This window comes from Sorangium sp. So ce1014 (assembly GCF_051521505.1).
In the GTDB taxonomy this organism is placed as follows: Bacteria; Myxococcota_A; Polyangia; order Polyangiales; family Polyangiaceae; genus Sorangium.
This window is the reverse complement of record NZ_CP150356.1, coordinates 7,980,749-8,003,575: the sequence shown is the minus strand read 5'-3', so window position 1 is coordinate 8,003,575 and position 22,827 is coordinate 7,980,749. Positions and strand designations below refer to the sequence as shown.

General features: G+C 71.4%; 18 protein-coding genes. 9 read left to right on the top strand and 9 right to left on the bottom strand.

Annotated features, from left to right (window positions below):
- Positions 1 to 15: 15 nt before the first annotated feature.
- Positions 16 to 303, bottom strand: coding sequence for a hypothetical protein (locus tag WME75_RS30145; RefSeq protein ID WP_437478287.1), 288 nt, complete (start codon positions 301 to 303; stop codon positions 16 to 18).
- Positions 304 to 634: 331 nt separating this feature from the next.
- Here WME75_RS30145 and WME75_RS30140 point away from each other — a divergent pair, with 331 nt between their 5' ends.
- Positions 635 to 2,944, top strand: a complete 2,310-nt coding sequence (locus WME75_RS30140) for a hypothetical protein (RefSeq protein ID WP_437478284.1) — start codon at positions 635 to 637, stop codon at positions 2,942 to 2,944.
- Positions 2,945 to 3,014: 70 nt separating this feature from the next.
- A complete protein-coding gene (locus WME75_RS30135; protein WP_437478281.1) occupies positions 3,015 to 5,303 on the top strand; it encodes a M20/M25/M40 family metallo-hydrolase in 2,289 nt (762 codons plus the stop codon).
- Between the two features lie 132 nt (positions 5,304 to 5,435).
- Here the strand turns inward: WME75_RS30135 and WME75_RS30130 are convergent, their stop codons facing one another.
- From WME75_RS30130 to WME75_RS30115, 4 genes are all read right to left on the bottom strand, one after another.
- Complete coding sequence (locus WME75_RS30130; RefSeq protein ID WP_437478279.1) at positions 5,436 to 6,299, bottom strand: fibro-slime domain-containing protein; 864 nt, start codon at positions 6,297 to 6,299, stop codon at positions 5,436 to 5,438.
- Positions 6,300 to 6,482: 183 nt separating this feature from the next.
- Positions 6,483 to 7,556 (bottom strand): pyridoxal-phosphate dependent enzyme, encoded by a 1,074-nt coding sequence (locus tag WME75_RS30125; RefSeq protein ID WP_437478276.1) that lies wholly within the window; start codon positions 7,554 to 7,556, stop codon positions 6,483 to 6,485.
- 47 nt (positions 7,557 to 7,603) lie between these two features.
- The gene (locus WME75_RS30120) at positions 7,604 to 8,065 is read right to left on the bottom strand and encodes a PaaI family thioesterase (RefSeq protein ID WP_437478274.1); all 462 of its coding nucleotides are present in this window, start codon (positions 8,063 to 8,065) and stop codon (positions 7,604 to 7,606) included.
- A 606-nt stretch (positions 8,066 to 8,671) separates the two neighbouring features.
- Complete coding sequence (locus WME75_RS30115; protein WP_437478271.1) at positions 8,672 to 8,926, bottom strand: hypothetical protein; 255 nt, start codon at positions 8,924 to 8,926, stop codon at positions 8,672 to 8,674.
- Positions 8,927 to 8,957: 31 nt separating this feature from the next.
- Between WME75_RS30115 and WME75_RS30110 the strand changes: the two genes are divergently transcribed.
- Entirely contained in the window at positions 8,958 to 10,325 is a 1,368-nt protein-coding gene (locus WME75_RS30110) for an alpha/beta hydrolase family protein (RefSeq protein WP_437478269.1), read from the top strand.
- A gap of 180 nt (positions 10,326 to 10,505) precedes the next feature.
- Here the strand turns inward: WME75_RS30110 and WME75_RS30105 are convergent, their stop codons facing one another.
- On the bottom strand, positions 10,506 to 12,173 hold the full coding sequence (locus WME75_RS30105) for a glucuronyl esterase domain-containing protein (protein ID WP_437494956.1): 1,668 nt from the start codon (positions 12,171 to 12,173) through the stop codon (positions 10,506 to 10,508).
- Between the two features lie 721 nt (positions 12,174 to 12,894).
- Positions 12,895 to 13,359 carry a DUF3565 domain-containing protein gene (locus WME75_RS30100; protein ID WP_437478267.1) on the bottom strand — a complete coding sequence of 155 codons (465 nt, stop codon included), beginning with the start codon at positions 13,357 to 13,359 and terminating at the stop codon, positions 12,895 to 12,897.
- Between the two features lie 180 nt (positions 13,360 to 13,539).
- On the opposite strand from WME75_RS30100, the gene WME75_RS30095 reads away from it, so the two are divergent.
- The 4 genes from WME75_RS30095 to WME75_RS30080 all read left to right on the top strand — a co-directional run bounded on the left by WME75_RS30095 (position 13,540) and on the right by WME75_RS30080 (position 18,951).
- The gene (locus tag WME75_RS30095; RefSeq protein ID WP_437478264.1) at positions 13,540 to 14,451 is read left to right on the top strand and encodes a glutathione S-transferase family protein; all 912 of its coding nucleotides are present in this window, start codon (positions 13,540 to 13,542) and stop codon (positions 14,449 to 14,451) included.
- Between the two features lie 275 nt (positions 14,452 to 14,726).
- A complete protein-coding gene (locus tag WME75_RS30090) occupies positions 14,727 to 16,628 on the top strand; it encodes a DUF4215 domain-containing protein (RefSeq protein WP_437478262.1) in 1,902 nt (633 codons plus the stop codon).
- Between the two features lie 308 nt (positions 16,629 to 16,936).
- Positions 16,937 to 17,971 carry a pectinesterase family protein gene (locus WME75_RS30085; RefSeq protein WP_437478260.1) on the top strand — a complete coding sequence of 345 codons (1,035 nt, stop codon included), beginning with the start codon at positions 16,937 to 16,939 and terminating at the stop codon, positions 17,969 to 17,971.
- 371 nt (positions 17,972 to 18,342) lie between these two features.
- The gene (locus tag WME75_RS30080) at positions 18,343 to 18,951 is read left to right on the top strand and encodes a hypothetical protein (protein WP_437478258.1); all 609 of its coding nucleotides are present in this window, start codon (positions 18,343 to 18,345) and stop codon (positions 18,949 to 18,951) included.
- Between the two features lie 33 nt (positions 18,952 to 18,984).
- Here WME75_RS30080 and WME75_RS30075 read toward each other — a convergent pair whose 3' ends face one another.
- Together WME75_RS30075 and WME75_RS30070 are read right to left on the bottom strand one after the other, a co-directional pair.
- Positions 18,985 to 19,980: an alpha/beta hydrolase family esterase gene (locus WME75_RS30075; protein WP_437478256.1), complete on the bottom strand. Its 996-nt coding sequence runs from the start codon at positions 19,978 to 19,980 to the stop codon at positions 18,985 to 18,987.
- A gap of 105 nt (positions 19,981 to 20,085) precedes the next feature.
- A complete protein-coding gene (locus WME75_RS30070) occupies positions 20,086 to 20,775 on the bottom strand; it encodes a hypothetical protein (RefSeq protein ID WP_437478253.1) in 690 nt (229 codons plus the stop codon).
- A 284-nt stretch (positions 20,776 to 21,059) separates the two neighbouring features.
- Between WME75_RS30070 and WME75_RS30065 the strand changes: the two genes are divergently transcribed.
- Positions 21,060 to 21,749 carry a RibD family protein gene (locus tag WME75_RS30065; protein WP_437478250.1) on the top strand — a complete coding sequence of 230 codons (690 nt, stop codon included), beginning with the start codon at positions 21,060 to 21,062 and terminating at the stop codon, positions 21,747 to 21,749.
- Entirely contained in the window at positions 21,733 to 22,818 is a 1,086-nt protein-coding gene (locus WME75_RS30060) for a zinc-dependent alcohol dehydrogenase (RefSeq protein WP_437478247.1), read from the top strand. The genes WME75_RS30065 and WME75_RS30060 overlap by 17 nt, the downstream gene beginning before the upstream one ends.
- Positions 22,819 to 22,827: the final 9 nt, after the last annotated feature.

Sequence of the window (22,827 nt, the reverse complement as noted above, 5' to 3'; positions counted from 1 at the left end):
CGGATCAGTGGCAATTCAGCGGGCGCCCTCGGCCGCGGCCACGTCGCCCTTCTTGAGCTTCCCTTGAAGCTCGCCGAGCTTTCCCGCCGTCCGGTCGAGGGTGCGCGCGGCGTGCTCGAGCGCGATCCGCCCATACCCGATCGCCACCTCTGCCCAGGAGGTGCCCAGCTCGCGCAGCGTCTCGACGAAAGGCGGCTTTGTCGCCGGCGCCGCGGCGCCCGCGTCCGCCGGAGTTGCGGGGGCGGCGCTCCCGTTCACGCTGTTTCCGGCCTTCGGCTCCGTGATGCTCTGGGTCTCACTCATGCTCTGCCTCCCACTTCGGTTTGTCCTCCCGCGACGGCCGCGGGCGTACAGAAAGGATCCAATCGAGCGCAGACCCCCCGGTCCCGCGCGTCGCCGCAAGACGCGATGTGCACTGGAGCGAGGGGCCTCGCCGCGCGGCCATGCCAGCCAACCGCGCCACTCGGTGGGCCCGTCGGAGGCACAAGCGCGACGTCACGACACTGCGACGCAATGCGTTAACTGTCAAGGGTTCATGTCGATTTTGTTGCAGTCGTTTTTCACTAGGTTGTTTGATGAGGACGCTGCGGCGGCCATCGCGTTCGCTCGGCAGGTCAAGGAAGGGAGTTTCCCTATGTCGCTAGCGCGCTGGAACAAGGCGGCGCCTTCAAGGCTCTTCTGGCTCCTCGTGGTGCTGCTGCTGCTCGCCGTTCCCTTGCCTTCGCGGGCGCAGGGGCCGGGCGAGCCGACGGCGGCGCCTGCCGCGGGCGCGGCGCCCGCGCCCGCGGCGAAGGCGGCCGCGGCGCAGGCCCAGGCACAGGCGCTTGGGCCTCCGCCGGACTCGTGGGCAGGCCAGCTGGAGATGCTCTCCCGCTGGGTCGACCAGCGCCGCGGCGCGGGGCGGTGCGCGGAGCGTTGTTACGCGCTCGACCGGCTCCGCATCACCGGCGCGGTGGGCGAGGGGCCGCTCCAGTTCGAGCTCTCGGGCGGCGTGCTCGCGGACGGCCCGGTGGCGATCCCGCTCTTCGGGCCGCCGGCGCACCTCCGCATCGAGGCCGTGCTCGACGATGGAAGGCCCGCGTCGCGCCGCGAGGCCGCGCCGATCAGCTTCGCGGAGGGCCATTACTACCTCTGGACGGCCGCGCGCCGCTTCGTGCTCCGAGGCTCGCTGTGGCTCGAGGGCGACCTCACGCTGCTCGTGGCCGGTCCGCTCAACACATTCGAGGCCGACGTCACCGGCGGCTCGGTCGCGGAGGGCGCCCAGCTCTCGGGGCTCTCGGGGGCGACGCTCCACTTCACCCGCGACGGGGGCGCGACGGCGCAGAGCGCGGGCCCCACGGTCTTCCAGCTCGCGCGCGCGGTGCGCGTCGGGCGGGAGGTCAGCTTCGAGTACCGGCTCGTCCTGCGGTCGGGCAGCGACCTCGGCGTGGTGCGCCTGCCGCTCGCGTTCGGCGAGAAGGTGCTCGACGTCACCGGCGCGAGCGGCTTCCGGGTCGAGGGCGGGGAGCTCGTGCTGCCCACGTCGGGCCGCACCGCCGAGATGACGATCTCGGGCACGCTCCCGAAGGTCGGGGGCTTCTCGCCCGATCCGCGCTCCGCCTACGAGTGGTGGCTGTTCGAGTCGGACGTGGAGCACCGCCTCACGGTGAAGGGCGACATTCGCCAGGTCGACGCCGCCGAGTCGCCGATCCCGCGGACCCAGGCGACGTCGCGGCTGCTGCTCCTGAAGCGGGGGCAGCGCGTCGAGGTCGAGGTCGAGCCGCTCGCGGGCGTCGACGTGCTCGCCGCGGTGGTGCGCGAGCACCGCCGCACCCTGATCCTGACCGAGCGCGGGGATCTCGTGGCCGACGACGCGCTGACCTACGAGAACAACGGCATCGATTACCTGACCTACGCGCCCGGCGGGCGGCCGATCTTCCTCGCCACCGACGGCAAGGCCCAGCGGATCATGCACCAGGGCGCGGCCGCGGAGGAGGTCCTCGTGCCCCTGCAGACGGGGAGCCACAGGATCCAGGTGCAGTCGCTGGCGCAGGCGGTGGTGCGTCCGCTCGGCGGATCCATGGAGCTGCCGATGCCGAGCTACCCGCTCACCGCGAGCGAGGTGGCGCTCACGGTCGGGCTGCCCGAGCTCGTGGTGCCGCTCGCGCTGCTCGGCGGGGACCGGCCGGTGTGGTTCGCGGACTCGGGCGACGCCGTCGCCGTGGTGTTCGGCTTCGTGGCGGCGTGGATCGCCGTCCGCCCCGGCGGGGCCCCGGGCCGCGGGCGCCTGCGCGCGCTGCGCGTGCTGGGCGGGCTGATCATGGCGGGCCTGTGGTTCGTGGCGCCTGCCACGTTCGTGGCGCTCCTTGTCGGGATCGCGACGGCCGGGGCGGCGTGGCTCGTGGGGCGGCTCTTCAAGGGCACGAGCCGCGCGGTCGCGATGGTGGTGCTGCTCGGCATGGGCGGCGTCGCGCTGCTTGTCGGGCTCTTCGCGGTCTCGGCGGGGCGCTACCGGGGCGAGCGATGGAACTCCTCGTACGAGACGTCCATGGCGCCGTCTTCGTCCGCGCGCATCGCCAGCACGGAGGACCAGGCCAAGGCCAAGGGCGGAGGCTCCCTCGCGCCCGGCGGCGCCGTGCTGGAGGGGGTGACGCCGGTGGCGCTGACGCTCCCGGACTACGACCGTGCCGTCCAGGCGAGCCGCGAGCTCGTCACGCGCGATCGCGTCTTCCACCCCGTGCTCATCTACACGACGTCCTCGGCGCTCGTGCCGCTCGCGCTGCTGTGGCTGGCCGGGGCGACGATCCTCCTCGCCGCGCACCGCGCGCCGCTCACCGAGCTCTACCGGCGCGCGGCGATGCGCCTGTCGCGCCGGCCCGAGGACGACGGCCCGGACATCGACCGGCCCGGTGGGGGCGGCGGCAAGCCGCAGGGCGGCGCGAGGCACGCGCCGCCGGTGGGCTGACTCGGAGCCCGGGCGAAGGCGGGCGAGCTGTGCGCTCTGCGCCGCCGCACAACGGTGATACGACCGCGGCATGGCGCGGTCGCCCCGTCTCGCCCTGGCCCTCGCGCTCCTCGCGCTCGTCGCGCTGCGCATCGCGCAGCTGAGCCCTCCCAGCGTCGTCCCGGCCAGCGCCCCGCCCGACGTGTTCTCGGCCGAGCGGGCCAGGGCGCACCTCCTGGAGATCGCCGCGGAGCCGCGCCCCACGGGCTCGGCGGGGCACCGGCGGGCGCGCGACTACCTGCTCGCGCAGCTCTCGCAGCTCGGCGTGCAGGCCGAGATCCAGAGCACCTCGGTCCTCAGCCGGCAGTGGGGCCTGCCGTACGACGCCGCGCACGTCGAGAACCTCGTGGCGCGGCTGCCGGGCGCGGACAGCACCCGGGCGGTCGCGCTCGTGGCGCACTACGACACGGTGCCCGGCAGTCCGGGGGCGGGCGACGACGGCAGCGGGGTGGCGGCGCTGCTGGAGACGCTGCGCGCGCTGAAGAGCGGCCCACCGCTGCGCAACGACGTGCTGCTCCTGTTCACGGACGCGGAGGAGGGAGGCGTGCTCGGCGGCAAGGCGTTCATGGACGAGCACCCGCTGAGCGGCGAGGTGGGGATCGCGCTCAACTTCGACGCCCGCGGCGCCGGCGGCGTGGTCGCGATGTTCGAGACCGGGCCCGGGGACGCGTTTCCCGTCCGCGAGCTCGCCCGCGCCGCGCCGTTCCCGATCGCGTCGTCGCTCTTCCCCGAGGTCGCGCGGCGGCTGGGCCACAGCACCGATTTCAGCGTCTTCAAGCGGGCCGGCATCCCCGGGCTGAACTTCGCCTTCAGCGACGACGCCGCGCACTACCACACGCCGTCCGACACCCTGAGCAACCTCGACCTCCGGAGCGTGCAGCACGCCGGGGACTACGCGCTCTCGCTCGCGCGCCGCTTCGGCGGGCTCGACCTGCGGCACCGGGACGGCGAGGACGCGGTGTACTTCAACACCTGGGGCGCCCACGTCGTCTCCCACCCGATCGGCTGGGCGCTCCCGATCGCCGCGCTTGTCGCCGGCCTGTTCGCCGGCGCGGTCGTTGTCGCGCGGCGCCGGAGGGTCGCCTCGCTCGGCCGCATCTCCGCGGGATTCCTCGCCTTTCTGGCGCTGCTCGCCGGCGCCGCCGTGGCGGTGGGCGGGCTCGGGTGGATCCTCCGGCGCGTCCACCCGGTGCTGCGGGCGATGCCGTTCGAGCCGTACAACGCGCCCGCGTTCCGGCTCGCGCTCGCCCTCGCCGCGCTCGCGGTCTCCGCGGCGGGCTACCGGCTCTTCCGGCGGCGCCTCGGCGCCTGCGAGCTCGCCCTCGGCGCGCTGCTCCTGTGGCTGCTGCTCCTCGTCGGGGCGAGCCTCTTCATGCCGGGCGCGAGCTTCTACTTCGCCTGGCCGCTCGCGTTCGCCCTGCTCGGCCTCGCCGTGACGATCCGGCGCGGCGACGCCCCTCCCACGCTCGCGGACGCGGCGCTCCTCGTCGCGGCCGCGGTGCCGGTGGTCGCGCTGGCCGTGCCCGGCCCGTACTTGCTCTTCGTCGCGCTGGGGCTGCCGATGGCGGCGGCGCCGGCCCTCGCCGTCGCGCTCGTGTTCGGGCTCTTCCTGCCGCACGCCGAGCTGCTCGGCGGCGGCCTCTCGCGGCGGCTCGCGCTCGCCTTCGCCCTCCCGGGCCTCGCGGCGCTCGCCGTCGCCTGCGCGCCCCTCGGCTTCACCGAGGCAGAGCCCCGGCCGGCGAGCCTCGCGTACGCGCTCGACACCGCCGCCGAGCAGGCCCACTGGCTCTCGGCCGACCGGGACCTCGACCCGTGGACCGCCGGGTACTTCCCGGCGGAGCGCGAGCAGTCGCCCTCGTTCACGGTGCCGTTCGTGAGCGTGACGCACCAGAGCGAGGCGCCGTCCCTCGCCCTCCCGCCGCCCTCGCTCACGGTGCTCGACGACGCGGTGCGCGGCGGCGTCCGGTCGCTCCGGGTCCGCGTCGCGTCGCCCCGGGGAGCCCCCTGGCTGCTCGCCGAGGTGGCGTCCCCGACCGAGGTGATCCGCGCGGAGGTGGACGGGCGGCGCGTGGAGGAGTCGGCCCGCGGCGCGGCGGCGGGGAGGAACGTCCGCTGGGGATTCACCTACATGGGCTTGCCGCCCGGAGGCATCGAGTGGTCGCTGGAGGTCGAGGACTCCGGGCCGCTCGAGATCCGGCTGATGGACCAGACCTATGAGCTCCCGCGCGAGCTCGCGCGCGGGCCGCGGCCGAGGGAGATCATGGGGGTGCCCTACCGGCTCGCGGATTCGACGTTCGTCAGCGGGTCGTTCCGGTTCTAGCGCCGCGTCGCCACGCCGTCCGTGGGTTCATGAGAGTTCGAACCACAGAGGCATGGAGGACACAGAGGAGAGAACAAAGAAGCTCTGTGTCCTCTGTGACTCAAATTCTTCCGGGCGCCGCGCGCGCCGTGCTCAGTCGACGAAGATGGGCTCGCAGTTCGTGAACGCGAGCGTCGACTGGATCACGAAATTCGACTCGCTCGTGTGCCGCTCGGCGTGGAAGAAGTCGAGCGGAACCTCCTGGCCGGGCACGATCCCGAGCTCGGAGGCCATGGCATCGAGGTCGAGCTCGTCGGACTGCGGGCTGTGGAGGCCGCCGAGATCGATGGCGAGCCGGTTGTTGATGAACACCCAGAGATCGTCGTCGCCCCTGAACGAGAACACCTCGCCGCCGTTGTAAACGAACTTCATGTGGAGCTCGAACGTGAAGTGGAAGTTGTGCTCCCTCCGCTCGTTCCCGAAGCCCTCCCCGTCGATGGGGAAGAACGCCCGGTTGTCGTAGGTGGCAATGCCGTCCGCGTCGACCGTGGGCGTGATGGTGAACTGGATCGGCATGTTCACCCCTTCCACGTCGCGATACCACTGCTCGAACTCGGCCGGCCCGGTCGTGTGCTCGGTGCCCCCCTGGTGCGCATAGACGGGCTTCTGATCCGGCCCCAGCTCGCGCTCGACGATGCCTTTCAGGCCGCTGCCCGTGAACGTCTCGAAGTCGGGGTGCCCGTCGCCGCGGTCGTAGGCGCGGAAGTCGCGCACGATGCCCGTGAGGTTCGCGTCGCAACCGCTGCCGCTGCCGCTGCCGCTGCCCGCGCCCGGCCCCGTCACGCCGCTTCCGAAGTCGTCGCCGCTCGAGCCCGCGCCCGCGCCCGCGCCAGCCCCGGCGCCGGAGCTGTCCCCGGAGCCGGTCGACTCACCGTCGCCGCCGCCACAGGCGACCCCGGCCAGGACCAGCATCATTGCGAGCGGAGCACACCAATTCGATTGCAGCGGCTGAAGCATGCGAAGCCTCCTTCTGAGCGTGAGTTGCGCGGACACGCGCCAGGGCAGCCAAACCAAACGCCGGCCCAGGGCGCAAGGGAGAAAACGATCTTATCCCGCCATCATAGCGGGTCGAAGCACAAAATTGTGACGACGCGACAGCGGCCGGTCCACAGGAGACGCGCTGGTAGGTAGGTAGGTTTTTTATCGAGAGCTGCCGCCACAGTAGGTGTCGAGCCGCCGCGACAGCGCGGGCGGGAGCCGCTCGCAGAAGTCGGATGGGCGGGGCAGGGGCTCGCGCCGCGCGGTCTGCCAGAACAGCACCGGGCCGAGCCGCCGATCCCGCGCGTCCGCCATGAGCGCGGCCATGGCCTTGCCGGTGTAGACCGGCTCCAGCGAGATGCCCTCGGCCGCGAGCGCCTCGCAGGCGGCGAGCGACGCGGGGGTCGGGGAGCCGTACCCGCGGCCGAGGTAGCCGTGGACGAGGTCGATGGGCGCCGCGGGGGGCAGGGGCGCGACGCCCTTGCGCGCGAGCAGGGCGCGCAGCTCGGCCGTCAGGGCGCGGAGGCGGAAGCGTGAGGCGAGGAGGCGCTCGACCACGGCGACGGCGACGACCCGCGACCGCAGGCCGCCGAGCGCGAGCCCGGCGGCGAGCCCGGCGGCGGTGCCGCCGGAGCCGAGCGGGACGTAGACGCGCTCGGGCTCGGGGAGCTCGCCTGCGCGGACCTGCGCGCACAGCTCGAGCGCCGCGCGCACGACGCCCACCATGCCGAGCGCCGACGTGGCGCCGAGCGGCACGATGGCCGCGCCGTCGCCGTCCCGCGCGCGCAGCGGCAGGAAGAGCGAAGGGCGCGCGAGCGCGAGCTCGAGGCGCGAGGGATAGAACCGGATCGAGGTCGGCCCCGAGGCGATGAACGCGAGGTTGTCGATCACGCTCCTGGACGGGTCGGTCCAGAACAGGTGCGCGTGCACCCGCCGGCCGAGCCGCGCCGCCGCGGCGGCGAGCGCCGCCACGTTGCCCGAGCCGATGCCGCCCGCCGCGGACCACGCCGCCGCGGTCGAGAGCGGGGGCGCGGCGAGCACGTAGTCGAGCTTCCGCATCTTCATCCCGCCGTGGAGGGGCTCGCAGAGGTCGTCGCGCTTGATCCCGAGAAAATCGAGGCCGAGCGCGGAGGCGAGCCGCGGCAGCGCCGCGACCGGCGAGGGCGCGCCGACCCACCCGAGCCGGGGAATGCGATCGATCATCCGGAGGGCGGCTGCGTCGCGCAACGGGGGCACCTCGCGAAGGCGGCTGCGATCAGGCGGCCGGGCGGCGTCAGGCGGCGTCAGCCAGGCGTGCCGGCGCGCTGGCCCGCGAGCACGGCGTCCGGCTCCAGCACGAGGAGGCGCACGCGGCCCGTGGCGCAGAGCCGGCCTTCCTCGTCGTGGACCGAGCCCTCCCAGACCTGGGTGCGCCGCCCGCGGTCGAGCGGCCGCGCCGTGGCGCGGAGCCGCCCCGACCGGACCGCGCGCAGGAAGCTCGTGTGGTTCTCGAGCCCGACGACCGAGCGGCCGTCCGGCAGGGCGTGGAGCGCGGCGCCGACCGACGCCAGCGTCTCGATGAGCCCCGCGTGGACGCCGCCGTGCACGATGCCGTAGGCCTGCCGGTGCTGCGGTCCGATGTCGAGCTCGGCCTCCACCCCGTCGCCCGTGGCGCGGATCAGCCGGAGACCCATGGCGCTGACCCAGCCGTCGATGCTCGCGGCGTTGAGCGCCGCGGCGAAGTCCTCGGATTCCCCTTCGGCCATGGCGGCAGCGTAGAGCACCGTTCAGGTGGATTGGTGACAATTCCGGGCGCTTCGATCGAAGGCTCGACGGTCTCGCCAGGCCATGATCTCGTCCGCGTCCGGAGGTCCCTGCATCGAGGCCGGGCTCGACCTCGACTGGAGCGACCCGAAACAGAAGGCGGCGGCGATTCAGATCCTGGCGCGGCGGGTCACCTCGCCGCAGCAGTCTTGTGTGCTTCGATTCACAGGCTTATCCGCTTCTTCAAGTTCGCGCCGTGACGCGTCGTAAGCCGTAAGCCGTAAGCCGTAAGAAGACATGGTAATTGGCGTAGAATTATCGTACAGGTGAAGAGTGCATGGGCGACGAGCGCTGGTTCGTTCCAGAGTGCACCGATCTTCTCTGGATCGACGCCGCGCACGGCCTGTGCGCCGCGACGTGGCGCAGCCAGCGCCGCTCCTGTCACCGATCGTAGCGCGACGTGGTCCGCGTGTTACCGATCGTAGCGCGACGTGGTCCGCGTGTTACCGATCGTTGCGTGACGCCGCCGAGCGAGGCCACCGGCGCGCTCTGCCAGGGGTGAAATGTGGTTTCTCTCGACCCCTCGTGTGGTACCCGGATCGGGGAGATCAGCAGACGGCGCGTGCGCTGCGCAGCGGCCATTTCGACGCGTGGCGGCGCGCCAGCTCCAGCCTGCACCCGATCGCCCGGATGCGGCCTGTCGCGCACGATGGCAACGCGTTGAACGCAAGCATCGTGACAACGGCGATCGCGACCACGAGGAAGCTGATCGAAACGCCTTTCACCGGGAATGTACATGCCGTCGCGCTGCGCGGTGTTTCTGACGGAAAGACACGCAGCACGACCTGTCCGACCATGACCATGCCGAGCCCCTTAGACTCAGCGAGGCCCACCATGTCCTTTCGACCGAAGTACTCCAAGCTCACCGCAGCCGCCCTCCTCCCCCTGCTCGTCGCGTGCGGCTCGAGCGATGACACGGGCGACACCGGCGCCGGCGATCCGACCGGCGGCGCTTCGTCGGCCGGCAGCACGTCGCCGACGGGCGGCGCCGGTGGGGGTGGGACCGGTGGCGCAGGCACGGGGACGGGCGGTTCGAGCGCCAGCGGCTCGGGCCCGGGGACTGGGGGCGGTCCGGTCGTCGGTGATGGCTACCCCGAGCACACCGGCGCCGACTGTGAGGTAACTGCCGGTGAACTGAAGAAGAATGACAATCTGCCCAACCCCTTCGTCATGAACGACGGAACCGCCATCACCACCAAGGCAGCATGGAAGTGCCGGCGAGCGGAGATCAAGACGGAGATTGAGAAGTACGAGATTGGCCCCAAGCCTGAGCCCCCGATGGTTGAGGCCAGCGTGTCCGGCGACACGCTGAACGTAGTCGTCACGACAGCTGCAGGCTCGATCACGCTCACCTCCGCCATCGGAGGGTCGGGCAGCTGCGTCGCCATCGGGATGAACGGGAACGCGGGCCTGATCAGCGGCTGCACCCAGATCCCCTTCATGCACGATCAAGTGGTGGGCTACGACGGGGGCGGCGGCTCGCACGATCAAAACAACCCCTTCTACAAAGTGTACCCCGAGCTGTGGGGCAAAATCGGGAAGTACAACGCCTGGTCATGGGGTATCAGCCGCCTCATCGACGGTATCGAGCAGGTGAAGGATGAGCTGAATGTCGACCCGACCAAGATCGGCCTGCAGGGCTGCTCCTACGCCGGGAAAATGGCCCTGTTCGGCGGTGCGTTCGATGAACGGGTGGCGCTCACCGTTGCCCAGGAGTCGGGAGGGGGTGGCATCACCTCCTGGAGGACGTCTCAAAACTTCACGACCCGTACGGGGACGAACATCGAGAAGATCGACAACACCAACGGCTCCTGGTTCCTGGGCAGCATGAAGCAGCTCGACCCCTACAGCTTGCCCCACGACCACCATGAGCTCATCGCCATGATTGCCCCCCGCGCCATCATCGCCCTGGGCAACCAGGACTTTGAATGGTTGGGTGATGAATCCGGATGGAAATCGATCAACGCCGCCAAGGAGGTCTGGAAGGCCATGGGAGCGCCAGAGAACATCGGCTTCGATTTCACGAGCAACCACGGCCACTGCGTGGCCCCGGAAGCTCAACAGGATAGCGTCAAGGCATTCGTGGACAGGTTCCTCAAAGGAATGGACGCACAGACCGAGATCGTCATCCAGCCGCAAGAGGGCAACTTCGATCTGGACTTCACCGACGTGATCGACTGGGAGACCCCCACCCTGCAGTAAGGCGAGTCCTCTGCTGGCTCGTCGATCGGGAGACCGAGCTCGATTGGCGCCCAAGGCAGACGCGTCGGCTTTGGCTACCGACGCCGCGAAAAACCCGAGACCGCAAGGACTCGGGTTTCTCTTATTCGCGGCGAAAGCTCGCCTCGTGCGGTGGCCAGGCGACCGCTTCGGCGGGAGCGGTCACTCGAGGCGCGGCGCCGTCCATTTCATCCACCGGGTCAGGTCGGCCCTCGCCCCGTCGCTCTTGACCACGTTGGTCTCGCCGGAGCCGCCTCCGACGAGGAACTTCTTCACGTAGGCCTCGAGGAGCGCCCTCTGCGCGGCGGGGAACTGGCAGTGTTCATGGCCGCCGAGCTGCCAGTAAGCCATCTTGTCGGGCACGCCGAGCCCCTCCCAGATCGCGTGGGCGATGGACCCAGCCGTGAAGGTGCTGTCGATGCCGAGCCAGTCGATCCTGTTGTCGAGGACGAGCAACGCGCGCGGAGCGACGAGGCCCATGACCATGTGATGATCGAAGGGGAGGTTATTCACCCTGCTGCCGAAGGTCGAGCCGAAATTCTGGCGGAACCACGGCTGCTCATTGGCCGCGTTGGACAGGGTCTGCACGTTCTGCCCAGAGTTGGCGGCTGCCTGCGAGACGCGCCAGCTCGCCGAGCCTCCGGCGCCCGACTCCTGAGGGATCGTCAGCACGATGCGCTCGTCGAACGCGCCTGCAGTGAGGGCGCCCTTTCCATCCCGCGAGCAACCCGTCACGGCGATGCGCCTCGGGTCGATGTTGGCTGACGGGGTCTTCTCCAGCGCGTCGATGATCCGGCTGATACCCCAGGCCCACGCTATCATCGAGCTGGCCGAGTGGCTCCTGCCGTAGAGGTCGTAGAACTTGCCCGTCCCACGCGAGCCGCCCCCGCTCTGGGCGCCGATCTCGTTGTTGTTGTAGATGGCCGTCGCGACGCCGTTGGCGCTGAACACGCTGGAGTCGAGGGTGATCGCGCCGAAGCCGGAGAGGCTGATGAGCAGCGGAATCGGACCGGAAGGCGCCCCGGAAGGCCGGTTGATGTCGAGGCCGAAGGAGGTGCTCTTCGACCCCTCGCTGACGTTGACCGTCAGCTTCTTCCCCGAGAACGAACCCGTGACCTTGTCCTTGGACACCACGGGCTTCGCGCCGGACTCGTACTCCTCGACCTGCGCCTTGATCTCGGCGCGTCGACATGCCCAGTCCGATTTCCTCGCGATGCGCGAGCCGCTCGTCATCAGGAACGGATCCTGATGCGCCTCGTGAGCCGGGAGAGACGACGCGGCAGGCAAGGCCGGCCTGGGGCAGCTCGCGCCGCTGTCCTCGACGGGGCCGGAGCCGCCCGTCCCGCCGCCGCCGGAACCGCCGCCGCCGCCGGAACCACCGGAGCCGCCGCTGCCGCCGCCGCCGCCCGCCCCGCCGCTGCCGCCCGTCCCCGAGCTGCTGCTCGACGATGAGCTGCTGCTCGACGATGAGCTGCTGCTCGACGAGGTCGAGCTGCTGCTGCTGCTCGATGAGGTCGAAGCGCCCGTGCCGGCCGTGCCACCGCTGCCGGTGACCGATGCGATCGAAGGCCGCCCGGTGCCGGTCCCGCAGAACCCCCACGTCGTCGAGCCGCCCGGAGCCAGCGCGCCGTTATGGCTCACGTTCCTGGCGGTGAACCGCCCGTTCGAGTCCGTTACGGTCACGTTCCACGGGGTGCCCTTCGACGAGCCATTGAGCGCGACGTCCACGCTCCAGCCGGTGGTCCCCGGGGTGCGGTTCTTGTTCGTTACCGTCACGTCCGCGCAGTAGCCGTTTCCCCAGTCCGACCGAAGGATGAGAGCCGCCGACATCGAGTTGTCGGCGCTGTCCAAGGCGGAGTCTAGATGGTCGAGATCCTCGTCCTCGAGAGGCTCAACGCTGCATCCGAGCACACTGAATGCGAGTGAAGCGGACATGTAGCCAAGCAAGCGAGTGATACGCATTAAGGTTCTCCATGATCGGACCGGTCGGGTCGCAGGCTTCTGCTCAAGGCAGAGTTGTGAACCAGCGTGACGCCCGCGATCTGCCCCGATCCATTGGTTAGAGTTCAAGATGAACGGCCAGCGTGCTCCCGATCACGGTTGCTCCCGCGGGCCTGTGCCGACGACATGCCTGGCCTACACGATGTGGGTCGGAGAGATGCTCACCTGCGGATACCCCGCGCGAGGAGGCCGAGCATCTTAGAAAGCAAGAGCAGCTCGGACGCGCAGCCGCCAAAAGCAAGTTATCCCGACAGGAGCCCCGCTCGGAGTCGGCCCCTGAACGTCCGGCGACCGACAGCGGCGCCCGGCCGGGAACGGTCCGGGGCGCCAAGGGGGATTGGAACATTCATACAAATTCGTGGCGAAAGTCAAGACTCTTTTCTTTGTCGAGGTGGTTTTGCAGCAGCTCGCGTGTAGTTCGCGTGCAGCTGGCCGTGCAGCGTACAGTCACGTTGCGCGCGCTGGCTCGGACATAGAAACTTAAGCGGTTCGTTCACTCTCCTGGAAAAGCGACGCTCTACCGATAATCGACACCGCCGGCCGATCGGGGTCACCCTGCCTTGCGGTAAAACTCCACGAAGAACCGGACTGGTCCGTGGAGGTCGACGTGGTGCAGCACCTCTGGCACGACGATCCCCGGGGACTCCGGATCCAGCAGCATCTCGCGACCGCCGAGCCCGTCGATGCGATAGCGGAGCTGCCCCGAGACGACGTGGATCACGCCCCACACACCGGGCTTTGTCGTGTGGTTCTTTCTCAGGCCGCCCGGGATCGTGCCCTCGTCGAACTCGGCCGTGCGACTGTACGCGACCATTCCGTCGGGCATCTCCAGCCGATCGCAACGCACGCAGTCGAGCTCGGTCCCGAGCATGGACGCACGGCCCTCGGGCGTGAGCACCCAGGGGCGCACCATGAAGGGCGGGGTGTGCCGGACGTGCTGGCCGTGACCGCAGCTCAGCTCGGCCACCCAGTCGTTCGCGTCGTCCCGATGGTAGCCCGTGATCGCTCGGTGCATGGCGTCGAGCTACCCGATCCGAGGACGGGTGTCACGCCGGCTTCCGCCGGCCTGTTGGGCGCTCCGCCGAGAGCCACCGGCGATGGCTCGGAGATCGCAAGATTCTCCAAGAACGGCGCGCGGCGCGGTGTCTAGGATGAGCGTCGACCAGAGAAGGTCGCCCCAACGTGAGGTTTTCCCATGGCCGAGATCGTTCTCCACCACTATCCCCAGTCGCTCTTCGCCGAGAAGATCCGCAGGATCCTGGCATACAAGAAGATCGCGTGGCGCTCGGTCGAACAGCCGATGATGGCGCCGAAGCCGGAGCTGACGCCGCTCACCGGCGGTTACCGGCGGATCCCGGTCCTGCAGATCGGCGCGGACGTCTACTGCGACACGGCGTGCATCGCGCGGCGCCTGGAGCAGCTACGGCCGGAGCCCGCCTGCATCCCGCCCGGGGAGGCCGGGCTGGCCGGGCTGCTCGAGGACTGGGCGGACCACCGGTTGATGCAGCAGATCGTGCCGCCGGTGATCGTCGACCTGTTTCCTTTCCTGCCGCCCGGCATCCTCGCGGATCGCGCGGCGATGTCGCCGGCGTTGAGCAAAGACGCGATCTTCGGGGCGGCGCCGCACGCCCTGAGCCAGGCGCTGCTGTCGCTCGATCGCCTGGACGGCCAGCTCCGCGACCGGCCTTTCCTGCTGGGCGACGCGTTCTCGATCGCGGACGCGGCGTGCTTCCACCCGCTGTGGTTCATGAAACAGAGCGCGAGGCTGTTCGCGGAGGTCGAGGCGCGGCCGGCGCTCGCGGCGTGGCTCGCGCGCATCGAGGCCTTCGGCCCGGGCGACGCTCGACCGATGAGCGCCGCCGAGGCGCTCGCGATCGCCCGGGCGTCCGAGCCGGCCGACGTCGCAGGCGGGGAGATCGCGGCAGGAGAGGGCCTCCGGCCGGGAGATGCGGTGGCGATCGCGGCCGACGATTACGGTCCAGAGGAGAGCCGGGGCGTCGTCGTGCGGCTCTCGGCCTCCGAGATCACCGTCCGGCGCCACGATCCGGCCGTGGGGGAGATCGCGTTGCACTTCCCGCGCGCGGGGTATCGCATCACGAAGCAGTGAGCCGCGCCGTCCGAAAATCAAGCCCCTCGCGGCCTCCGTCCCATCATACAGCCACGCTGCATACCTGGTTGATCAAGCGCCCTCTGTGATCCGCCCTCGCAGAAAAACGACGCTGTGTCGGGATTTGTCCGCGCAGCGAAGGCGTATCCTTCACGCCACGATCGTGCGGGCGTCGGCTCGGCGCACGAGGGGCTCGAGTTCAGGGCACCCGCGTGGAAGACTGCGGCCGCTTCACGCGTCCCGAGCGATCGGGGGGCGGCCGAAAGGAGCGGGTCATGCGTCCTCGTGCTTCGTGGCTTGGGTCGACGATCTCCATCGCGAGCAGCCTCGCCGTGCTGGCGAGCTGCTCTGCGTCCGGCGAGCGCACCACGGGCACCCCCGGCGGCGGTGGCTCGGGCGCCGGGGACAACACCGGCACCGGCGGCGAGCTCGGCGGCGGCGGCGGCGGCATCGGTATCGGCGACAACGGCGGCACGTTCCGTTGTGGTGACGGGATCCTGACCTCGGACGAAGCCTGCGACGACAGCAACCGCGCGGGAGGCGACGGTTGCCCCGGAGATTGCCTCTCGGTCGAGCTGGGCTGGTCCTGCCCCAGGCCCGGCGCTGCCTGCACCCGCGCCGCCCGCTGCGGGGACGGTGCCGTGGTGTTTCCGGAGCTCTGCGACGACGCCAATACCGAGCCGGGCGACGGCTGCTCGCCGACCTGCAAGGTGGAGGTGGGCTACAAATGCGACGGCAGCCCGAGCGCCTGCACCGAGACGACCTGCGGCGATACCGCCCAGGAGGGGGCCGAGAGCTGCGAAGACGGCAACACGTTGCCCTTCGATGGCTGCTCCTCGACGTGCCAGGCCGAGCCCGATTGCGCCGCGGGCTCCTGCGCCTCCCGCTGCGGAGACGGCCTCGTGCTCGCGGAGGACTGCGACGACGGCAACAACATCGACGGTGACGGGTGCTCGGGGGCCTGCGCGACAGAGCCCGGGTATCGCTGCGCCGTGCCCCAGCCTTCGGGATCCATGGCTGTCCCGGTGGTGTTCCGCGACTTCCGGGCGGCCCACCCCGACTTCGAGCCGAAGGGTCCCGGCCGCAGCGTGCCGGTCTTCGGCATGGTCGCGAACCGGCTCGACGCCGAGAAGAAGCCTGGGTACATGGCGGTCGCGAACAGCCTGGTCACGAGCGCGCAGAGCTTCGCCGACTGGTACCACGACGTGCCCGGCACCAACAGCACAACGGTCGCCACCCTCACGCTGTGGGACACCGGGGATGGCCGCTTCGTGAACCGCTGGGGCGCGGAAGGCGAGCCGTGGACCCTGCTGTCCCCGGAGAGCGCGCACTATTGCGGCAACGTCGGTAACGAGGAGGACGGGGAGCCCTGTACCTCGACGACCGAGAACACCGCGGCCTGCGGCGATCTCGATAGCCCCGAGTTCCACAGCTGCGAGGCGCGCGGCGGGGTCTACTGGGCGAGGTACGTGGACGCCACCTACGACGGGAACCCGCTGTTCTTTCCGGTCGACGGCGATCGATTCACCCCGGCGGCCGAGCGCGTCCCTGCCGATATCTTCCCGAGCTACGGGGACGGGAGCTGGTTGAAAGAGGACGGCACCCCGGACCACAACTTCCATTTCACGAGCGAGATCCGCTACTGGTTCCAGTACACGGCGGGCGAGGAGTACGTGCTCGACTTCACCGGCGACGACGACGTGTGGGTGTTCATCAACGATCGCCTCGCGGTCGACGTGGGCGGCATCCACAGCGCCGTCACCGGGCACCTCGTCATCGGCGCCAATGGGGCAGGCAGGGTGACCTACGCCGGAGGAGAGGACGACAACATCCCGGCGCGGACCGTCGACCTCGGCCTGGTGGACGGCGGCGTCTATCAGATCGCCGTGTTCCACGCCGAGCGCCAGACCGCGGCGTCGACGTTCAAGCTCACGCTGCAGGGCTTCGCGACGGCGCGCAGCGAGTGCACCGCGATCTGCGGCGATGGCGTCGTCGGCCTGGGGGAGCAGTGCGACGACGGCGTGAACGACGGCGGCTACGGCGAGTGCGGACCGAGCTGCCAGCTCGGCGAGTTCTGCGGCGATGGCACCGTGCAGGATGTCGAGGAGTGCGACGACGGCAACAACCTCGACGGCGACGCCTGCGGCAGCGGCTGCCGCAACCTCGTCCCCCGCTGAGCCGGCGGAGGCGCGCCCCTCGCCATGCCCGCTCAAGACGAGGCCCCCAAGCCGCGTCCTGCTTGCGTTCTGGAGAACTCCCTATGTTGCGTCCCTGGTCCTGTCTCGCACTCTCATCCCTTCTCGCTCTCTCTTGTTCATTCGCCTCGTTCGCCTGTTCGAGCGAGCAGGGCGCCGATGATCCGGCCGCGCCCGCAGGAGGCGGCTCGCTCGCCGCGTCCGGCGGGCCATCGAGCGGCACGACGGGGAGCGGCGGCACGGCGTCGCACGGCGGCTCGGGAGGCGCAGGCACCGGCGGAAGCGTCGGCGTGTCTGGCGGCACCGGCGGGAGCTCGGGGACCGGCGGCAGCGGCGGCTCAGGCGCCGGTGGTTCAGGCGCCGGTGGTTCAGGCGCCGGTGGTTCAGACGGCGGCAGCGGTGCCTCCGACTGCAACAGCGTGACGGGTGGGGCGCTCATCGAGGTGAACCGGGATGGATCGGGGGATTTCACCTCGGTTCAGGCCGCGATCAACAGCGTCGCCAGGTCGAACACGACGCCCACCATCCTTCGCATCGCCCCCGGGACCTACTCCGAGAAGCTCGTCGTCGACCGTCCCCACGTGACGCTCTGCGGCCAGACAGGTCAGGCGGAGACGACCGTGCTCACCTACGGCGATAGCGCGAACACCTCGAATGGCGCAGGGGGCACGCTGGGCACCTCGGGGAGCTTCAGCGTCAATATCTCGGCGAGCGACGTCTCGGCCGAGAACCTCACCTTCGCCAACAGCACGGGCCCAGGCGTGCAGGCCGTGGCTCTCCTCGTCTCCGGCAGTCGCGTGCAGCTCCGTCACTGCCGGGCCATCGGGTACCAGGACACGCTCTATGTGAAGAGCGGATCGCAGTACTTCAGGGATTGCTACATCGAGGGCACCGTCGACTTCATCTTCGGAGGCGCCACGGCCGTGTTCGAGGACTGTACGGTCCATAACGTCGCGAGCGGGACGGCGATCACAGCGCCGAGCACGGACGCATCGATTCCTTTCGGAATCGTGTTCCTCGGAGGAAAGGCCACGGCGGTCGGATCGATCCGGTCCGGTTCGATCGCCCTCGGTCGCAACTGGAGACCCTACGGGGCGGCCACCTACCTCGGGACCGAGCTCGGCGCGCACATCTCGCCCGTCGGCTGGGTCCGCATGAGCGAAAACACGCTCGCGACAGCGCGCTTCGCCGAGTACATGACCACGGGACCTGGCGCGAAGCCGAGCGAGCGGGCCCGCGAGTCCAAGCAGCTCAGCGCGGCCGAGGCTGCAAGCTATACGGTCGAGAACATGCTCGCGCCCTGGAAACCCACGTTTGCGGACTGAGCGCGCCTCTCGTCAGCCCTTGTCGCTCGAGACCCACGACGTCGGCCTTTGAGTCGCCGGGAGCGCCACGAGGCAGGGGATGAGCCCCCGGTCCGAGCCTCCCCCGCTGAGCCGGCGAAGGCGCGCGCGCCTCCCCGCGAGCTCGCGGCAAGGCCGGCGTGCGGGCGGGCTCGGTCGCCTCGAGGACCCTCGTTCGCCGACAGCGTGGGCAGCTATCCCACGCAGCGCGGACGGCTCCGTTGCGCTACGACTGCGGGATGTTCGGTCCCGGGCATCCTCAGAACCGTCCTCCGCCGCCGCCTTACTATCCTCCCCATCCGCCGCCTTACTACCCTCCTCCGCCACCCCCTCCGCGGCGTCCGAAGCCGGGCGTGTCGCCGCTCGTGATCGTGCTCGCCGTCGTGGGCGGGTTGTTCGCGCTCGGCGTGGGCGCCCTCGTCGTGATCGGCGGCGCGGTGTACCTGGTGGCGAGCGCGGAGCCGGAGCAAGCGGTCGGCGAGCCCGCGCTCTCCGACGTGTCGACCACGGGCGGCGTCTCGCCGGTGCTACCCGTGCCGCCCGCGCCGACGAGCACCCCGCTCCGCCCGGACCTCGAAGCCGATGAGGCGGCGGGCGCTGACCCGTCCAGCGGCGACCCCGCCCCGGGCGATGTCGCGGCGCCCTCCGGCGACGACGGGACGGGCGAAGCGCCGACGCCCTCGCTGGCCGCGGGGCGGGCGCCCACCGCTCCGAGCGAGGGCTCCTCGAACGGAGGCCCCAGCAGCGGTGGCGCGACGGGCGGGGCGTCCTGGTGGTGCACGGCGAGCGCCTCCGTGCGCGTCTGCGGCTTTGCGGGCGCCTGCAACTATCAGATGGTGTTCGGCAACGGCGGAGGGAAGGACCGCTTCCTCGCCTCGCAGCAAGCCAAGCGGTCGTGCGAGGCGAGCGCGCGCGCGAAGGGCGCCTCGGCCATCTGCGTCGTGCAGTGCAGCCCGCGCTGAGCGGCGCGGAGCTGCGCGTCGCTCGTTTACGGCTCAGAGCTCGGTGAACAGGCCCCAGAACGCAGCGGGCGCGAGCGCGTCCTGGCGATCGTGGCCCTGTCCGCTGGTCTCGCACCAGATCACCGGGTACCCCTCGTCGCAGCCCTGATAGCGCACGCACGGCGCCGGCTCTTCGGCCACCGGTTCGAGCTCGGCGTCGCAGTGATTGGCCTCGAGCAGGCGATCGCGCTCGACCACGCTGCCGCTGATGTCGTTGTCCATATCGTTCATGTCGTGCACGAAGATGCGCGCGACCTGTCCGACGCAGTCGCGGGGGTTCACCGCGCCGCCCGCCACCGACCCGGCGGCGCGCAGCCTGTCGCCGCGGCGGCACTCGAGCGTGTTGATGAGCCACGCGCCGCTGCTGTAACCGGCCGCGAAGACGCGCGACGCGTCGGCGCAGTGATCCTGGAGCACGGCGTCCAGCATCCGATCGAAGAAAGCGACGTCGGGGCCGTTCGCGGACGTGTCCCAGCAGGTGTTGCTCGACACGCCGACGCCGCGCACCAGGATGGCGTCGTCCCCTGTCTGGCGCTGCATCGGCACATTGTTGTCGCCCGAGCTGCAGCCATGAAAGAGAAACACCACCGGGTAGGCTCGCGTCGGGTCGTAGTTCGCGGGCAGCCATACCCACCACTTGCGATCGACCGACTCGATGTTCAGGTCGGGCTGCGCGACCCACTGATCGAGCGCCTGCGAGGCGTCCTCGCCGCAGCCGGCGCTCGGCGTCGGGCTCGCGCCGCCGGATCCACCGCCGCCGCCGCTGCTGCTGCCTGTCGAGCTCGCCTGTGCGCTCCCGCTGCCGGACGTGTTGCCGCTGCCTGTGCTGCTCGACGACGCACCGGAAGCCGCGCCGCCTGCGCCGCCGCCGCCCCCGTCCTGGGAGATCGCGCCGCCCGCGCCTCCGCCGCCCGCGCCGGGGCTGTCGCTGCTGCACGCGACCACGAGAGAGAGCGAGGCGATCAGGGCTGGCAGGGGGCGCTGGTTCATGGCGGGCTCACTATCTGCCAGCGGTCCCGTGCTGTCATCTGCGATCGCGTCCTGCACGCGAGTTGCGTCGTTCCCCGGATTCGCGGCGTCGGGCGGCGCTGTGCTCTAGCGTCCCGCGGGCGGCGCGGCGCGGCGGAACGCGCGCATGTGGAAGCGGCGTTGCTCGTCGGGATAGATGTGCTCCTGCCCGACAGGGCACGCGCGGCGCGACAGGCACCCTCCGTTCATGCACGCCCCGGCAGGCTGGGCGTCGAGGTGGCCCAGGCAGGCGGCGACATCGTAGCTGCGGGGCGAGAACGCGGAGACGGGGCAGGCGCCCAGACAGGGCTTGTCGGCGCAGGACGCGCAGGGGCTCGGCCGGTCCTCGCGCGGCGGGGGCGACAGCCGCTCGGCGAAGACGAGGGCGGCGCGGTACCCGTGCCAGAGGCCGAACCGCGGGTGGATGAGGATGCCGAGGGGCGACGGGTACACCGGCTCGGCCCGCTGCGCCCAGCGCTGGAAAGGCCAGTACGGAGGGCCGGTGAAGGGAAACAGCGCGGCCGCGCCGAGCTCCGCGGCGAGCGCGGAGACCACCGCGAAGGTCCAGTCGTCGAGCGCGAGATCGGGGGCCTGCTCGCGAGCGCGGGAGAAGGCGCGCCACATGGACGGGCCGGCATTGCCGAGCAGGACGAGCGTCCCCGCGGCGAGGCCTCCGGCCGCGGGGACGCCGTCGGCGTCGAGGGGGTGGAAGCCGCCGCGCAGCGGGATACCCGCGCGGTCGCAGCGCGCCGAGAGATCTGGCCAGCCGATGGGCACCGGGGCCCGCTTAGGGCGCCCGGAGCGGCGCGGCAAGCGAGCTCTGGCCCCGGCGCCCGCGCGAAGGCTTCCGTCGCGGGCACGAAGGCTTCTGTCGCGGGCACGGCTGCTTCCGGAGAGGGCACGAAGTCAGGGCGCGCCCTCCTCCCCGGATAAGGCGTTCTGTTCTAGAGTGGCGCCGTGGCGCGGAGGCTCGATTGCCAGCTCGGGACGAAGACGCCGTCCCCCAACGCCCGCGCGGCGCGCGCGTCCAGCCGCGCCGCGCGGGCGCCCGCGAGCACGCCATGAGCCCTCCGCGCCCGCTGGTCACGCTCCACTTCGCCCAGACGCTCGACGGCCGCATCGCGACCCCCAACAAGCGCGTCGAGATCAGCACGCCCGCGGGGCTCGAGCACGCCCACCGGGCGCGCGCGGAGCACGACGCGGTGCTCGTCGGGATCCGCACCGTCGTGATTGACGATCCCCTGCTGACGGTGCGCCTGTGCGAGGGCCCGCAGCCGATGCGCGTCGTGCTGGCGAGCGCCCTCGGCGTGCCGGAGGGGGCGCGCCTGCTGCGGTCGTCCAGCCGAGGGCAGCCGGCCGGCGGGCGCGTGCTCGTCATCGGCGCGGCAGGCCGCGCGCTGGACGCTGCGCGCGCGCGGCTCGAGGAGCGCGGCGCGGAGGTGGTCGTCGTGCCCGCGGACGACCACGACCGCGTCTCGCTGCCGCACGCCCTCGCCGAGCTCCACGCGCGCGGCGTGCGGCGGCTGCTCGTCGAGGGGGGCGGCGCCGTGCTCACCTCGTTCCTGCGCGCGCGGCTCGCCGACCGCGCGGAGGTCGAGATCGCGCCGCGCCTGCTCGGCGATACGGCCATCCCCGCGGTCGGCGCCCTGGGAGAGGCGTCGCTCGTCTCGGCGATCGACCTGCGGGAGACGGCGCTTGAGCTCCTGGGGAGCAACCTGCTCCTGCGAGGGAAAGTTGCCTATCCCGACTGACGATCCGGCGCCGCCGGAGAGGCCGGCGCCGCCGGAGAGGCCCGCGCCGCTCACGGCGCCCGCGCCGCCCGCCCGGGAGCTCTGGTTCGTCCGGCCCGGCCTCGTCGAGGTGCGCCGGGGCGCCCCGGCGCGCGAGCCCCGGGCCGGCGAGGTCGTGGCGCGAGCGGTCGCCTCGGGCGTCAGCCAGGGGACCGAGCTCCTGCTCTTCCGGGGAGAGGGGCCGACGCCGTTCGATCCCTCGCTCGACGCGCCGGGCGCGCCGACCTACCCGCGCCGTTACGGCTATGCGTGGGTGGGCGAGGTCGTCGCCCGCGGCGAGGGCGCGGCGCTCGGGCTGGGCGACCGCGTCTTCGCGCTCGCGCCGCACGGCGATCTGCACCTGCTCGGGCCGGGCGCGGCGCGCGCGCTGCCCCGCTCGATCCCGGGCGAGCGCGCGGTGCTGGCCGCGAACCTCGAGACGGCGATCACGTGCGTGTGGGACGCGGGGGTGGGCCTCGGGGACGCCGTGGTGGTGCTCGGGGGCGGCGTCGTCGGGCTGCTCGTCGTGGCGCTCGCGCGGCGCGCCGGGGCAACGGTGCGGCTGATCGAGCCGAGCGAGCGGCGGCGCCTCGCCGGCCTCGCGCTCGGCGCTGCCGCGGCGATCCGGCCGGAGGACGACCGGCCGTGCGGCGACGCGGACGTCGTGATCGCCGCGACGGGCGATCCGGGCGAGCTCGACCGCGCGATCGCGCACGCGGCGCGTGAGGCGACGGTGACGGTCGCGTCGTTCTACGGGGCGCGGACGAGCCCGGTCGCGCTCGGCGCCGAGTTCCACCGCCGGCGGCTGCGCCTGCGCGCGAGCCAGGTCTCGACGATCCCGCCCGAGCGCGCGCCCCGCTGGGATCACGCGCGGCGCTTCGCGCTGGTGCGCGCCCTCCTGGAGGACGCCGCCCTCGACGCGCTGCTGGACCCGCCCGTCCCGTTCGACGCCGCGCCGTCGGTGTACGCCGAGCTCGCCGCCGCGCCCGGGGCGAGGCTGCAGACGGTCTTCCAGTACGGCGCGCGATCGGGTACGCGAGAGGCAACCTAGAGGTCTGCC

What these genes read in the sequence shown, in the direction of transcription:
- WME75_RS30135 (WP_437478281.1), top strand. Translation starts at nt 3,015, where the DNA reads ATGGCGCGGTCGCCCCGTCTCGCCCTGGCCCTCGCGCTCCTCGCGCTC.
- WME75_RS30115 (WP_437478271.1), bottom strand. Translation starts at nt 8,926, where the DNA reads ATGGTCATGGTCGGACAGGTCGTGCTGCGTGTCTTTCCGTCAGAAACA.
- WME75_RS30105 (WP_437494956.1), bottom strand. Translation starts at nt 12,173, where the DNA reads ATGTCGGCGGCTCTCATCCTTCGGTCGGACTGGGGAAACGGCTACTGC.
- WME75_RS30140 (WP_437478284.1), top strand. Translation starts at nt 635, where the DNA reads ATGTCGCTAGCGCGCTGGAACAAGGCGGCGCCTTCAAGGCTCTTCTGG.
- WME75_RS30130 (WP_437478279.1), bottom strand. Translation starts at nt 6,299, where the DNA reads ATGCTTCAGCCGCTGCAATCGAATTGGTGTGCTCCGCTCGCAATGATG.
- WME75_RS30145 (WP_437478287.1), bottom strand. Translation starts at nt 303, where the DNA reads ATGAGTGAGACCCAGAGCATCACGGAGCCGAAGGCCGGAAACAGCGTG.
- WME75_RS30100 (WP_437478267.1), bottom strand. Translation starts at nt 13,359, where the DNA reads ATGCACCGAGCGATCACGGGCTACCATCGGGACGACGCGAACGACTGG.
- WME75_RS30090 (WP_437478262.1), top strand. Translation starts at nt 14,727, where the DNA reads ATGCGTCCTCGTGCTTCGTGGCTTGGGTCGACGATCTCCATCGCGAGC.
- WME75_RS30075 (WP_437478256.1), bottom strand. Translation starts at nt 19,980, where the DNA reads ATGAACCAGCGCCCCCTGCCAGCCCTGATCGCCTCGCTCTCTCTCGTG.
- WME75_RS30065 (WP_437478250.1), top strand. Translation starts at nt 21,060, where the DNA reads ATGAGCCCTCCGCGCCCGCTGGTCACGCTCCACTTCGCCCAGACGCTC.
- WME75_RS30095 (WP_437478264.1), top strand. Translation starts at nt 13,540, where the DNA reads ATGGCCGAGATCGTTCTCCACCACTATCCCCAGTCGCTCTTCGCCGAG.
- WME75_RS30110 (WP_437478269.1), top strand. Translation starts at nt 8,958, where the DNA reads ATGTCCTTTCGACCGAAGTACTCCAAGCTCACCGCAGCCGCCCTCCTC.
- WME75_RS30120 (WP_437478274.1), bottom strand. Translation starts at nt 8,065, where the DNA reads ATGGCCGAAGGGGAATCCGAGGACTTCGCCGCGGCGCTCAACGCCGCG.